Annotated in this window: 11 protein-coding genes; 2 read left to right on the top strand and 9 right to left on the bottom strand. The window is 69.3% G+C overall.

Features of this window, described 5'->3' with window-relative positions; all coding sequences use genetic code 11:
• Positions 1-24: 24 nt before the first annotated feature.
• The 3 genes from ntrC to V7Q42_RS03830 all read right to left on the bottom strand — a co-directional run bounded on the left by ntrC (position 25) and on the right by V7Q42_RS03830 (position 3698).
• Positions 25-1467, bottom strand: coding sequence for a nitrogen regulation protein NR(I) (ntrC, locus tag V7Q42_RS03840; protein ID WP_333822572.1), 1443 nt, complete (start codon positions 1465-1467; stop codon positions 25-27).
• Positions 1468-1488: 21 nt separating this feature from the next.
• Entirely contained in the window at positions 1489-2565 is a 1077-nt protein-coding gene (locus V7Q42_RS03835) for a two-component system sensor histidine kinase NtrB (RefSeq protein ID WP_333822649.1), read from the bottom strand.
• Positions 2566-2627: 62 nt separating this feature from the next.
• Positions 2628-3698: a tRNA dihydrouridine synthase gene (locus tag V7Q42_RS03830; protein ID WP_442958160.1), complete on the bottom strand. Its 1071-nt coding sequence runs from the start codon at positions 3696-3698 to the stop codon at positions 2628-2630.
• A gap of 198 nt (positions 3699-3896) precedes the next feature.
• Here V7Q42_RS03830 and V7Q42_RS03825 point away from each other — a divergent pair, with 198 nt between their 5' ends.
• Together V7Q42_RS03825 and V7Q42_RS03820 are read left to right on the top strand one after the other, a co-directional pair.
• Complete coding sequence (locus V7Q42_RS03825; protein ID WP_333822570.1) at positions 3897-5126, top strand: bifunctional 2-C-methyl-D-erythritol 4-phosphate cytidylyltransferase/2-C-methyl-D-erythritol 2,4-cyclodiphosphate synthase; 1230 nt, start codon at positions 3897-3899, stop codon at positions 5124-5126.
• Between the two features lie 4 nt (positions 5127-5130).
• Positions 5131-5631 (top strand): CinA family protein, encoded by a 501-nt coding sequence (locus V7Q42_RS03820; protein ID WP_333822569.1) that lies wholly within the window; start codon positions 5131-5133, stop codon positions 5629-5631.
• A 13-nt stretch (positions 5632-5644) separates the two neighbouring features.
• Here the strand turns inward: V7Q42_RS03820 and kdsA are convergent, their stop codons facing one another.
• From kdsA to V7Q42_RS03790, 6 genes are all read right to left on the bottom strand, one after another.
• Entirely contained in the window at positions 5645-6475 is an 831-nt protein-coding gene (kdsA, locus tag V7Q42_RS03815) for a 3-deoxy-8-phosphooctulonate synthase (protein WP_333822568.1), read from the bottom strand.
• 50 nt (positions 6476-6525) lie between these two features.
• On the bottom strand, positions 6526-7428 hold the full coding sequence (locus tag V7Q42_RS03810) for a VOC family protein (RefSeq protein ID WP_333822567.1): 903 nt from the start codon (positions 7426-7428) through the stop codon (positions 6526-6528).
• 50 nt (positions 7429-7478) lie between these two features.
• The gene (locus V7Q42_RS03805) at positions 7479-7898 is read right to left on the bottom strand and encodes a DUF350 domain-containing protein (protein ID WP_333822566.1); all 420 of its coding nucleotides are present in this window, start codon (positions 7896-7898) and stop codon (positions 7479-7481) included.
• Positions 7899-8019: 121 nt separating this feature from the next.
• Positions 8020-8652 carry a 4'-phosphopantetheinyl transferase superfamily protein gene (locus tag V7Q42_RS03800; RefSeq protein WP_333822565.1) on the bottom strand — a complete coding sequence of 211 codons (633 nt, stop codon included), beginning with the start codon at positions 8650-8652 and terminating at the stop codon, positions 8020-8022.
• Positions 8649-9137 (bottom strand): GNAT family N-acetyltransferase, encoded by a 489-nt coding sequence (locus V7Q42_RS03795; RefSeq protein WP_333822564.1) that lies wholly within the window; start codon positions 9135-9137, stop codon positions 8649-8651. The genes V7Q42_RS03800 and V7Q42_RS03795 overlap by 4 nt, the downstream gene beginning before the upstream one ends.
• A 24-nt stretch (positions 9138-9161) precedes the next feature.
• Positions 9162-13274 (bottom strand): Pls/PosA family non-ribosomal peptide synthetase, encoded by a 4113-nt coding sequence (locus V7Q42_RS03790; RefSeq protein ID WP_333822563.1) that lies wholly within the window; start codon positions 13272-13274, stop codon positions 9162-9164.
• Positions 13275-13394: the final 120 nt, after the last annotated feature.

The raw sequence follows: 13394 nt of genomic DNA, 5'->3' as shown, positions 1-13394 counted from the left end.
CACCCGCCGCGCCCCGGCCGAGGGTCACCGCGACGAGCGGATCACCTGGACGTCGAGATCGCGGATCTTCTTGCGAAGCGTGTTGCGATTGACGCCGAGGAGTTCGGCCGCCTTGATCTGGTTGCCGCGGGTCGCCGCCAGCGCCGCCGAGATCAACGGATACTCGACCTCGCGCAGGATGCGGTGATAGAGCCCCGGCGGCGGCAGGTTCTCACCGAAACCGCCGAAATAGGTGGCGAGGTGCTTCTCCACCGAGACGGAGAGACCCTCCTCGCTCGACTTCTCCTCCGGCGCCGGCGCCAACACCGGCTGCGCCAGTTCGGTCTCGATCACCGAGGCGGTGATCACGTCCTGCGGATAGAGCGCGGCGAGACGGCGGATCAGGTTCTCGAGCTCGCGGATGTTGCCCGGCCAACGGTAGCGGCGCAGACGGTCGAGCGCCGCCGCTTCGATCTGCTTGGCCGGCAGCCCCTCCTTCTCGGCGAGCGTGAAGAAGTGGCGGACGAGATCGCCGATGTCCTCGGACCGCTCGCGCAGAGGCGGAAGCCGGATCGGCACGACGTTGAGGCGGAAATAGAGGTCCTCGCGGAACAGGCCCTGATTGATCAGCTGCCTGAGGTCCTTGTTGGTGGCGGCGATGATCCGCACGTCGGTCTTGATCGGGGTGCGGCCGCCGACGGTGGTGTATTCGCCCTGCTGGAGGACGCGCAGCAGCCGCGTCTGGGCGTCCATCGGCATGTCGCCGATCTCGTCGAGGAAGAGGGTGCCGCCCTCCGCCTGTTCGAAACGACCGGCGGAGCGCGCCGCGGCGCCGGTGAAGGCGCCCTTCTCGTGGCCGAAGAGCTCGGATTCGATGAGATCGCGCGGGATCGCCGCCATGTTGATGGCGACGAACGGCCCGGCCCGGCGTTTGCCGTAGTCGTGCAGCGCCCGGGCCACAAGTTCCTTGCCGGTGCCGCTCTCGCCGGTGATCATCACCGTCAGGTCGGTCTGCATCAGCCGGGCGAGGACGCGGTAGATGTCCTGCATCGCCGGCGACCGGCCGACCAGCGGGATCGCCTCGCCGTCCTGGTCGGGACGTTGCGCCTCGCGCTTCTGCTTCGGCTCGGCGAGCGCCCGGCCGACGATGGCGATCAGCTCCTTCAGGTCGAAGGGCTTCGGCAGATACTCGTAGGCACCGCGCTCGGAGGCCCGGATCGCCGTCATGAAGGTGTTCTGCGCGCTCATCACGATCACCGGCAGATCGGGCCGGAGCTTCTTGATCCGCGGCAGCAGGTCGAAGGCGTTCTCGTCCGGCATCACCACGTCGGTGATCACCAGATCGCCCTCCCCTTGCGCCACCCAACGCCACAGCGTCGCGGCGTTGGAGGTGAGCCGCACTTCGTAGCCGGCGCGCGACAGCGCCTGATTGAGCACGGTGCGGATGGCGGCATCGTCGTCCGCGACGAGAATGTTGCCGGTCGGCATGAGTCGAGGTCCTCGTCGATGTCAGAAACCGAAACGCGCCTTCTCCTCTTTGCCGGCGTAGGCCGGCATGAGGATGCGGAAGACGGTCCGTCGGGGTTGGGATTCGCATTCGACCACGCCGCCGTGGTCGCGGATGATCTTGGCGACGAGCGCGAGCCCGAGGCCGGAGCCGTTGGTCTTGGTGGTGACGAACGGGTCGAAGAGGTGCTCGATCAGGTCGCCCGGCACGCCGGGACCGTTGTCCTTGACGCAGAACTCGAGCGGCAGGGTGACCTTGTCCTTCGATCCCGGCACCGACAGGCGGACGCCCGGCCGGTAGGCGGTGGTCAGATGGACCTCGCCGTCGGTGGCGTCGCCGATCGCCTCGCAGGCGTTCTTCACCAGATTGAGGAACACCTGCACCAGCTGATCGCGGTTGGCGAAGACCGGCGGCAGCGACGGATCGTATTCCTCGACGATGCGGACGTTGCGGCCGAAGCCCGACTGGGCGAGGCGCTTCACGTGGTCGAGGACGGTGTGGATGTTGACCGGCGCGCGCTCCACCGGCCGCTCGTCGGAAAACACCTCCATCCGATCGACCAGTTTGACGATGCGGTCGGCCTCGTCGGTGATGAGGCGGGTCAGCGCCCGGTCGTCGTCGGAGGCCGACTGTTCGAGGAGCTGGGCTGCACCACGGATGCCCGACAGCGGGTTCTTGATCTCGTGGGCGAGCATGGCGGCGAGGCCGGAGACGGTGCGCGCCGCCCCGCGATGGGTGAGCTGACGGTCGATCTTGTCGGCCATCGAGCGCTCCTGGAGCATCACCACGACGCAGTCGGGCCGCTCCACCAGGGGCGCCGCGTAGATGTCCACCACCTTGTCGCCGGGCAGGCGCGGGCTCTCGAGATCCACCCGATATTCGCTCACCGGCGCGCCGCGGTCGCGCACCTGGGCGATCAGCTCGAGCAGCGGCGAACCGAAGGGGATGAAATAGGAGAGCTGGTGGCGCCGCATGAACGGGATCGACGCCTGGAAGAAATGCTCGGCCGCATCGTTGCCGCCGAGAATGGTGCCGTCGGCGGCGACGGTGATCACCGGATGCGGCAGCGCGTTGAGCATGGTCGCGGCGGAAGGGTCGGGCGGGGATGCGGCCGACGAGAGCGAACGGGCCGAGTTCGACGTCATGCGGCCCTCCTTTCGAGATCGGATGTGAAGATCGACCGGACGAGACGGATCACCTCGGCCGGGTCGGTCGACGTGAGCAGGCGGGCGCGCAGCGGATGAGCGGCGGGCGAGCCTTTGGTCACCACCCGGTCGGGCGCCGAGACGGCCGCCTCGAGATACCAGTCGAGGTGCTTGCGGGCCGCCTTGATGCCGACGGCGCGGCCGTGATGGGAGAGCATCGCCTCGTAGTGCTCGGCGACGAGGTCGGCGAGATCCTCGCCCGTCGGCGCCTCGGGAAGCGGTCGCCCCGCGAGCCCCGCCGACACCCGGCCCGGCAGCCACGGCCGACCGCAGGCCCCACGGCCGATCATCGCCGCGTCGGCGCCCGACGCTGCCAGTGCCTCTTCCGCGCCGGCGAGCGAGGCGATATCGCCGTTGACGACGAGCGGCAAGGTGGTCGCGGAGCGGACCGCACGCACCGCGCTCCAATCGGCGGAGCCTTCGTAGAACTGGTCGCGGGTGCGGCCGTGGACGGTGATCAGCTCGACGCCCTCGATCTCCGCCCGGCGAGCGAGCTCGGGGGCGTTCATCGAAGCGCGGTCCCAGCCGAGGCGCATCTTCACCGTGACCGGCACGGCGACGGCGGCGCGGACCGCCCGAATGAGCCCGACGGCGTGGTCGAGATCCTTCATCAATGCCGCGCCCGACCAGCCGTGGACGACGCGCTTGGCCGGACAGCCCATGTTGAGGTCGATGACGTCGGCACCGGCGTCGACCGCCTGGGCGGCGGCGCGGGCGGTCGGTTCGGCCTCGCGCCCGGCGATCTGGACGACATGGGTCGCCACCCCCTCCCCCGCCAGTCGCACCGTGGCGTCGACGTCGCCGATGGCGAGCGCATCGGAGGCGACCATCTCGGTCACCACCAGATCGCAGCCGAAGCGCAGGGTGAGGCGGCGGAAGGGCAGATCCGTGATCCCGGACATCGGCGCCAGGACCACCGGGCGTCGGAAGGTCGCTCCTCCCAGCCGGATCTCGCGGGCGAAATCGGAGGGGATGCGGGAGGGGGGCGTCGTGTTATCTATGCTCATTCGATGTGCAGCTCGGAACGTGGCTACATATTTGGCAGATTTTTGCGCAAGGGCAAGCGGCCTCGTCGCTTTTCCCATCGGCCTTTCGTGGGTGTGGCAGATATGGTGTATCTCGCCATGTGTCGATGATGACGATTTCGGCGGCAGAGACCGCCGGCCGAGATCGACCGCGGGATCGGCGAACGGAGGACGAGCGGCGTGGGAACGAAGGGCGCGGTGGCGGCCGTGGTGGTCGCCGGAGGCACCGGAACGCGAGCGGCGGGAGCGGACGGCCTGCCGAAACAATACCGCGTCGTCGCCGGGCGGCCGGTGCTCGCCCACACGTTGGCGGCGTTTCTCGACCATCCCGGGATCGACCGGGTGGTGACCGTGATCCACCCCGATCACGCGAGCCTCTACGCCGAAGCCACCGCCGCGCTCGCCGGCGATTCGCGCTTGGCGCCGCCGGTCGTCGGCGGGGCGACCCGCCAGGCTTCGGTGCGCGCCGGCCTCGACGCGCTGGCGGATGCCGGCCCCGATCTGGTCCTGGTTCACGACGCCGCGCGCCCCTTCGTCTCCGGCGCGGTGCTCGATCGCGCCATCGCGGCGCTCGCCGCCGCCGATGCGGTGCTCGTCGCGGTGCCGCTGGTGGACACGTTGAAGAAGGCGGATGCGACCGACCGCGTCGTCGCCACGGTGTCGCGTGACGGCATGTGGGCTGCACAGACGCCGCAGGGCTTCCACTATGGCGCCTTGAGAGAGGCCCATGCGCGCGCCGCGGCCGAAGGTCGGCACGACTTCACCGACGATTCCGCCGTCGCCGAATGGGCGGGTATGCGCGTGACCCTGGTCGAGGGCGAGCGTGGCAACGTCAAGATCACCACGGCCGAGGACCTCGTCGAGGCGGAGACCCGCATGACCATCGATCGCTTCGCCGCCCTCGCCGACATCCGCGTCGGCACCGGCTACGACGTCCATGCCTTCGAGCCGGGCGATCGGGTGACGCTGTGCGGCGTGACGATCCCCCACGAGGCGAAGCTTTCCGGACATTCCGACGCCGACGTTCCCCTCCACGCCCTGACCGACGCGATTCTCGGCGCCCTCGGCGACGGTGACATCGGCGCCCATTTCCCGCCGTCCGACATGAGGTGGCGCGGTTGCGACAGCGCCGTCTTCGTCCGCGACGCGCTGCGGCGATTGAACGAACGTGGCGGCATGCTCGCCCACGTCGACATTTCACTCGTCGCGGAGGCGCCGAAGGTCGGCCCACACCGGGAAGTGATGCGTGCTCGTGTCGCGGAGATCTGTGAAATATCGATCGATAGGGTCGCGATCAAAGCGACCACCAATGAGAAGCTCGGCTTCGTCGGACGTCGGGAAGGCCTCGCCGCATTCGCCACGGTGACCGTCCGCCTCCCGCTCGAGGGACCGCGCCGCAGCATCGGATGAGAACATGCTCGAACTCGCCGCCTTCGTGGACCGTGCCACCCGTATCGTCGAGCGCGCCAAAGCCCGGCGCGTGATGATCGCCACGGCGGAGTCGTGCACCGGCGGGCTCCTCTCGGGCGTCGTCACCGCCGTTCCGGGATCCTCGGACGTGCTGGACCGCGGCTTCGTCACCTATTCCAACGAGGCCAAGGTCGAGATGCTCGGGGTGGACGCCGCCGCGATCGACGGTCACGGCGCGGTGTCGGCGGAAGTCGCCGGCGAGATGGCGCGTGGCGCCCTCGTCAGGAGCCGCGCCGACCTCGCGGTCTCGGTCACCGGCATCGCCGGGCCCGGCGGCGGAACCGCGACGAAGCCGGTCGGCCTCGTCCATTTCGGTCTCGCCCGCCGTCCGAACGGCGTCGTCACGGTCGAGCGCCGCTTCGGCGATCTCGGCCGCGACGCCGTCCGCATGGCCAGCCTCGATCAGGCCCTCGCCCTCGTCGAAGAGGCCCTCGGCCTCACCTGAGGCGCACCGAGTCTCAGCCGGCCTTGGCGATGAGGTCGAACGCCTGCAGGCGGGCGAGCAGCGCCGGCATCTCGTTCAGCGGCACCATGTTCGGCCCGTCGGAGGGGGCGCGATCGGGATCCTCGTGGGTCTCGATGAACAGGCCGGCGACACCGACCGCCACCGCGGCGCGCGCCAGCACCGCGACGAACTCGCGCTGACCGCCCGACGACGTCCCCTGCCCGCCCGGCTGCTGCACCGAATGGGTGGCGTCGAAGATCACCGGCGCGCCGGTCGCCGCCATGATCGGCAACGAACGCATGTCGGAGACCAGCGTGTTGTAGCCGAAGGAGGCGCCGCGTTCGGTCAGCATGACGTTCGGGTTGCCGGCGCCGACCAGTTTCGCCACCACGTTCTTCATGTCCCAGGGGGCGAGGAACTGACCCTTCTTGACGTTGACCACCTTGCCGGTCGCCGCAGCGGCCAGCAGCAGATCGGTCTGTCGGCAGAGGAACGCCGGGATCTGCAGGATGTCGACCGCCTCCGCCACGAGGGCGCACTGGGCGGCATCGTGGACGTCGGTGAGCACCGGCAGGCCCAGCGTCTCGCGGATCTCGGAGAAGACCGGCAGAGCGGCCTCGAGACCGACACCCCGCGCGGCGGACGCGGAAGTGCGATTGGCCTTGTCGAACGAGGTCTTGAACACCAGGCCGATGCCGAGCTTCGCGCACATCTCCTTCAGCGCCGCCGCGGTTTCGAGCGCATGCGCCCGGCTCTCCATCTGGCAGGGGCCGGCGATGAGCGCGAAGGGCAGATGATTGCCGAAGCGGACCGATCCGACGACGACTTCAGAATTGGGCGACATGCACGATCCTCTGCGAGATGTCCGCGGCGACGGGCCTGCGGCGGGCGACCTCAGCGGGCCGGTTCGAAGGCGAGGCTCGCGCCACCGAGATCGGCGACGACGAAGCCACCGGCGTGATCGGTGACGGCGAAGCCGCCGGCGATCACCTGTTCGGCGGCGCGGCCGAGATCGGCGACGGCGAAGCGCAGCCCCTTGAAGACCAGCGTCTTCGGGTCATCCGGCAACGCCTCGGCGCCGTGCCGCCAGCGGTAGGCGTCCGGCGTCAGCACTTCGATGCGCCCGCGCGGCGTCGGGATCTCGAGACCGAAGCTCGAGGCGTGGAACTCGCGCACCCCGGCGAAGGCGGAGAGGCCCTCGTGGAAGTCGGACGGATCCGGCGCCACCAGCACGACCGCGGCGAGGGTCTGCGCCGTGTTGGGATGATCCTGATACTCCGGCCGCCAGAAATTCTCCGGAAAGCGCTGGCAACAGGTGAAGAAGGCCATGTCCGGCTCGGCCGTGGCACCGGCGAACCCGGTGAAGGTCAGGTCGAAGCCGACCTTGCACTCCTCGCCGTCCGGCGTGACGGCGACGCGCTCGAATCCGAAGGGATCGAAGGTGCGCAGCCCCGCCGCGGCGAAAGCCGCCCGATCCGCTTCGGCGCTCTTCGATTCGAGCACCAGCATCGACAGGCCGTCGCCGTGGCCGGCGAGGAAGTCGCGATTGTAGGCGCCGAAGGAGAAGGCGGTGGCCGTCGCCTCGGGGATCGCCGCGCCGTCGCCGATGCCGAGGATCTCGACGAAGGAGCCGGCGAGCTGGACCAGACGATTCTCCGTTCCCCAGGGATGGCGGGCGGTGGGCGTCAGCCGGAATCCGGCGCGCGACCAGGCGTCGGCGGCGAGACCGAGATCGCGCGTGGCGGCGACGACATGGTCGAGGCCGCGCTCTGCGGTCGCGTGGTGAAGATCGTGCACGAGTTCTCCTCCGCCGTCGGATGGACCCGACGGCCGTATGTCGATGCCCCTCACAGGCCCATGGCGGCGGCGTCGACGATGCCGCCGGCCAGCGATGCGGCGCCGAGCAGGATGCCGGCGGCGACCTCGCCCCGATCGATACGGGCAGAGACGTCGCGCAGCATCAGGAGCCGGAAGAACCAGTAGACCGCCACCTGCACGACGATCGCCACCACGCCCCACACCAGGAAGACCAACAATGTGGTCGAATGCTGGGCGGCGACGGCGAGCGGCAGGGTGTAGCCGATCAGGCTGCCGGCGAAGGCGATCGCCGCGGCCGGGTTGCCCCGCCGGATCTGGCCGAGTTCGTCGTGGGCGGTGGCCAGCATGTAGACCGCCGAATAGACGGCGATCATCCCGAGCGACAGACCGACGTAGACGACGAAGGGTCCGAGCCCGGCGAAGCTGTCGATGACCGGCGTCCAATCCATGTGCGTCTCCCCTGACGTTCGCCTTCGGCGGCGGCGGCGATCCTATCTCCTCCCGCCGTCGCACGAAACCCGTTCGCGGCGCGGTTCGTGGCCCGATCGGACCGAGACCCGTCGGCCGCGCTCATCCGCCGCTGGTCGGGATCCGCGCCACCACGATGAGGCGCGGCGCTCGGCAGAGGAAGAGTTCGGCGATGTGCCCGGTCGAGGCGACGGCGCGGCGGCCGGCGAGGTCCACCCGGATGTCGGGCCAGTCGAGGACGAGGCCCGAGAGCGGATGGACCGCTTTGTAGACCGCCTCCTTGGCGACGAAGGCGAGACGGGCGGCGAGCGGATCGCCGACCTCCCCGAGCCGATCGCCGCCATGCACCACCAGATCGGCGACGTCGCTCGGCAACGGTTCGGCCGGTTCGACGTCGATGCCGACGCTCGCCGCTGTCGCGGCACGAGCGACGGCCGCGACGGCGACCTCGTCGTCGTGAGCGAGCGAGCCGACGAAACCCGGCAGCCACAGCGGCGCGCCGCTCACCGACCGCAGGATCGGCTCGGCCGGTGCACCGAGCCGCGACAGCAGGTCGCGCGCCAGCGACCGGGCGGTTCCGCTGGCGCGCCGAGCGGTCGCGACGGTCGAGGGAAGCGCCCTCGCCTCCTCCGGCAACAACTGCGCCTCGTCACCGGCGCCGATCGATCGGCAGCCGACGAGCAGGTCCGCCGGTGTCAGACGCTCCAGCGCCGCGGCGAGCGCCTCCGCAGTCATCGCCGCGTGGTTCCGTCGGGCGATACGGGTCGGGCGCCGCGATCGACGGCGCGGCGGGCGATGATCTCGCCGTCCTCGTCCACCCCGACCTCGACGAAGCCGGCGGCGGCATAGAGGCGGCGGGCGCCGGCGTTCTCGGGCATGTAGCAGATCTCGATCTGCTCGACCCCGGGCTCGGCCGCGATCTCGTCGAGCAGGCGAGCGAGGGCGGCGCGCCCGTACCCCCGCCCCTGCTCGGCGCGGTCGATCATGAAGCGATAGATGTTGGCCGCCCGGCCGCCGTCGAACAGCTCGTACATGAGGAAGCCGACGATCCGGCCGGCGGCGGCGACGGCGCGCGGCCGCGCATCCGCATCCTCGTCGGCCTCGGCGAGCGAATCGACGTTGCTCGCCACCAGATCGGTCTGGTCTTCGGCGAGACGCAGCGCTTCGACCGCGGCGCGCTCGGCCGGACCGACGCGGATCAGTCGAACGTCGTCGCCCATGCTGCGCGACCCTCCCACCGGTGGTCAGGCCGTCGTCGCGGCCGGGGTCAGGCGGCGATGCGGCTTGGCCGGGTTGCCCCGCCACACGCCGAAGGCCTCGACGGTCTCGCCCTTCATCAGGAAGGAGTCGGCTTCGAGCACCGCACGATCCTCGAGCGTCACGTCGTAGTGGACGAAAGCGGCCGGACCGAGGGTGCAGCCGGCGCCGACCTTGATCCGACCGGACTTGAACGCCCCTTCCTCGAGCGAATGGGCCTGCAACACGCAGGCTTCGTTGAGATTGGCGCCGTCACCGACCTCGAGCAACGTCCGCTCGGTGATGATGGCGCCGCCGTCCCACACCCGACGCCCGACCTTCACGCCGATCAGGCGCAGGATCAACGGGCGGAACGGTGTGCCGACGAAGAGCCCCATGATCGGCGTGTCCGAGAGCTTCCAGTGACGTTCGTGCGACCAGAAATAGGGATCGTAGATCGTCGCGACGCGGGGCTTGAGGCGGCGGAAGCCGAGGCTCGCCCGTTCGATGAACGTGTACCAGACGATCGCCGCGGCCGAGTTCACCACCAGCGCGCCGTAGAGCGCGACGGCGCCCCACTCGAAGTAGAGATCGAGGGCGGTGTCCCAGATCCACAGCGTCATGAACAGCATGATCCACTGGCTGAACAGGAACATCGTCGCCGTCACGAGGTTGTGGCGGTTCTTCGCCTTGAGCCGGCGCCGGCGGGCGCTCTCGTCGAGGGCGCCGATCAGCGTCTTGTCGCGATCGACCATGCGCGGGATCTCGAAGGCGGGCGACCCCAGCAGACCGACGTTCTCGCGCATCTCGCCGTCGATCGGCACCATCACCTTGGTGGCGAGCAGCACGTTGGCGCCGGTCTTGCCGTCGGGCGGATAGTGGATGTTGTTGCCGAGATAGTTGCGCTCGCCGATCTTCGTGTGGGACAGGCGGAAGGACGAGGCCGACTTCTCCAGATTGATCATCGACAACCCGTCGGAGACCATCGTGCGGCTGCCGATCTCGCAATAGAGCGGGTTGTCGTGGATCTGGTTGGTGCCGAAGTTCGAGCCGGTCTGCTCGACCTCGTTGAGGTTCCAGCCGATGGCGCGGATGTAGTGGACGACAGCGGAGCTGTCGCCGAAGAGCACGTTGAGGATGCGCGAGTTGGAGACGCCGCCGGTGATCACCTGGAGCCAGTGGTTGATGCCGTAGAGCGAATAGACCCGGCCCGGCTGCAGGAACGGACGGGTCAGGCGCGGCACCACCACGGCGCCGAGGAGCGCGATCACGAGACCCGCCACCAGCAGGACCAGAGAGGCGAGGACGATGCGCCGCCCGGAGCCGTCTTCGTCGGAGATCTCGGCGAGCTTCTCCCAGTAGCTCAGCACCATCAGCGGGAACGGCATGGCGATGACGAAGAGGCCGATCAGTTGGACCGTCTCGTAGACCATGCGGCGGATCGGTGAGCAGGGCTCGTTGGGAACGCGGCAGTAGTCGGCGGTGGTCGGCACCGCCGGCGAGCCGTGGGCGCGTTCCCCGTCGGCGATGCGCTGACCGCTCTGCAACGACGAGCCGTGACCGAGCTGGGCTCCGTCGCCGACCGCCGTGTCGATGTCGAGCACCGCCGCTTCGCCGACGAAGGCGTTGGCGCCGATGGTGATGCGGCCGGTGTGGATGAAGTTCGCCTGGGCGCGGTAGCCCAGCACCATCGATTCCTTGCGGATGATCGAATTGTCGCCGATCGAGATGAGATCGGTGCACACCGGCACGTGCCGGCACTCGACCACGGCGTTGCGGCCGATGCGGGCGCCGAGCAGCTGGAGATAGAGGCTGTAGAGCGGGCTGCCCTTGAACAGCACCACCGGCGCCGTCCGCATCATGGTGGTGACCACCCAGAAGCGGAAATAGCGCAGGCTCCAGATCGGGAAGGTCTCGACCTTCCATCGCCCGATCAGCAGCCATTTGACCGCGATCGCGGCGAAGGACATGCCGAAGAACGATCCGGCGCCGACCAGGATCGAGCGCAGATAGAGCGTCGGCCAGTCGTCGAGCGCGTCGTAGACCCAGTCGAGGCCGATGTCGAAGGCCCACAGGGTGATGTAGCCGTAGAGGGCATAGAAGGCGAGCTGGAGGACGCCGGTGCCCCAATAGGCGAAGGCGGAGGGCTGGTGGAAGACCTCCGGCTCGATCTCGACCGCCGGCACGGCGGCGGGCCCGCGCAGGAACTCGGCGAGCTTCGCCACCGTCGGGTGGAGATAGACGTCGCGCATCGACACCGGCGGGAAATCCGGCCGGGCACGCAGACGGGCGCAGAAGCGCGCCATCAGGAGCGAGTTCGCGCCGAGTTCGTCGAAGAAGTGGTCGTCGACCGAGACCCGGTCGAGCTTGAGGATCTCGCCGAGGGTCGTCGCCAGCAGGCGCTCCTCGTCGGTGGAGGGCTCCACCATCGGCCGCTCGGAGCCGATCCGCGCGCCGGTCGGCGGCGGCAGACGGCGATGGTCGGCCTTGTTGGAGACCGTCATCGGGATGGCGTCGAGCTGTTCCAGATAGGCCGGCACCATGTAGTCCGGCAGCCGCGCCTTCATCGCCTGGACGAGGTCGAGCCGCGACGGCGCCGGCATGCCGCTCTTCACCGCGAAATAGCCGGCGAGCTGGACGTTGCCCGGCTCCGGCTCCCAGGTGGTGACGGCGGCCTGATGGATCGCCGGCTGGTCGAGCAGCACCGCTTCGATCTCGCCGAGCTCGATGCGATGGCCGCGGATCTTCACCTGTGTGTCGATGCGGCCGTGATACTCGACCTCGCCGTCTTCGTTGATCAGCCCGATGTCGCCGGTGCGGTAGATCCGCGCCGACGGATTGTGCGGGATGCCGACGAAGTCGGGGATGAACTTGGCGGCCGTCAGGTCGGGCCGGTTGAGATAGCCGGTGGCCAGACAGATGCCGGCGATGCCGATCTCGCCCTGCTCGCCCTCGCCGACCAGCTTCGCCTCGACCGGATCGAGAATGACGATGGCGTAGGACGGCAGCGGCGTGCCGATGGTGACCGGCTTGTCGGGGAGAAGCTCGGTCAACGTCGCCGTGACCGTCGCTTCGGTCGGCCCGTAGGAATTGAGGATGCGCCGGCCGGCGCGCGCCCAACGCACCACGAGATTGTGCGGGCAGGCCTCGCCGCCGACCAGCAGGATGCGCAGCTGCGGCACGTCCGTCTCGATCGAGGACAGCAGCGTCGGGCTGCAGGCCATGCAGGTGACGGCGCGCGAGCGCAGGAAGTCGGCCAGTTCCTCGCCGAGCAGCGTCATGCCGACCGGACCGGGGACGATCGCCGCGCCGACCATGAACGGCACCCAGATCTCCTCGATCGAGAAGTCGAAGGCGATGGTCATGCCCTGATAGATGCGATCGTCGGCGCGGTAGCCGTAGCATTCGGCGGCGACGCGGACGAAGTTGCAGATCGAGGGATGCTCGATGACGACGCCCTTGGGGTTCCCCGTCGTCCCCGAGGTGTAGAGGATGTAGCAGATCCGATCGACCGGGGCGCCGACCTCGTCCGGGCCGAGCGGCTCGGGCGAGGCGGCGGCGATCGCGTCGTCGAGGCGGTCGATCAGCAGATGCGGCACCGCGAAGGCGCCGAGCCGGCTCTCGAACAGAGAGATCGACACGACCATGGAAATGGCCGCGTCCTCGAGAATGTAGGCGATACGGTCGGCCGGAAACGCGGTGGCGAGCGGCACCCACGAGGCCTTGGCCTTCATCACCGCGAGGAGACCGACATAGGTCTCCACCGTGCGGTCGAGCAGCAGGCCGATACGATCGCCGGGGCGGATGCCGCGAGCGACGAGAACGCGCGCCAGGCGGTTCGCCCGCTCGTCGATCTCGCGGTAGCTCCACACCCGCGTGTCGGTGACGACGGCGTCGCGGCTCTCGTGCCGTCGCGCCGTCTCTTCGAACAACCGCTCCAGGCGGTCGTCGACACCGGCGCGTGCTTCCCCACCGGTCGCCGTCAGCACCGGGGAGAGCGGCCCCGCCGCGTCACCGCCCGCAACACCGGTGGCGATCGTCTCGACCGCCTCGCCGAGGCTCGACGTTTCGATGAAGGCGGGAGCGGACTCGAATTCGTGGACACCGATGCGGTGGGCCATCATGCTACTCGGAAGCGTCGTGGAGCCTTGCGCGTCGACCGCGACCCGTCCCCGAGCCGTCCCTGTCGAGCAACCGAACACCGCGGAGCACGGAGACGACGTCCACGAGGACGCCGCGTC

Origin of the sequence: Pinisolibacter sp., assembly GCF_036782435.1 — a bacterium.
GTDB lineage: Bacteria > Pseudomonadota > Alphaproteobacteria > Rhizobiales > Ancalomicrobiaceae > CALBKH01.
The sequence above is the reverse complement of the archived record's forward strand: the minus strand, read 5'-3'. Positions and strand labels throughout refer to the sequence as shown.

Bases quoted from the DNA above. Each gene is read 5' to 3' on its own strand.
- V7Q42_RS03835 (WP_333822649.1), bottom strand. From the start codon at position 2,565: ATGCTCAACGCGCTGCCGCATCCGGTGATCACCGTCGCCGCCGACGGC.
- ntrC (WP_333822572.1), bottom strand. From the start codon at position 1,467: ATGCCGACCGGCAACATTCTCGTCGCGGACGACGATGCCGCCATCCGC.
- V7Q42_RS03800 (WP_333822565.1), bottom strand. From the start codon at position 8,652: ATGACTGCGGAGGCGCTCGCCGCGGCGCTGGAGCGTCTGACACCGGCG.
- V7Q42_RS03820 (WP_333822569.1), top strand. From the start codon at position 5,131: ATGCTCGAACTCGCCGCCTTCGTGGACCGTGCCACCCGTATCGTCGAG.
- kdsA (WP_333822568.1), bottom strand. From the start codon at position 6,475: ATGTCGCCCAATTCTGAAGTCGTCGTCGGATCGGTCCGCTTCGGCAAT.
- V7Q42_RS03790 (WP_333822563.1), bottom strand. From the start codon at position 13,274: ATGGCCCACCGCATCGGTGTCCACGAATTCGAGTCCGCTCCCGCCTTC.
- V7Q42_RS03830 (WP_442958160.1), bottom strand. From the start codon at position 3,698: ATGAGCATAGATAACACGACGCCCCCCTCCCGCATCCCCTCCGATTTC.
- V7Q42_RS03795 (WP_333822564.1), bottom strand. From the start codon at position 9,137: ATGGGCGACGACGTTCGACTGATCCGCGTCGGTCCGGCCGAGCGCGCC.
- V7Q42_RS03805 (WP_333822566.1), bottom strand. From the start codon at position 7,898: ATGGATTGGACGCCGGTCATCGACAGCTTCGCCGGGCTCGGACCCTTC.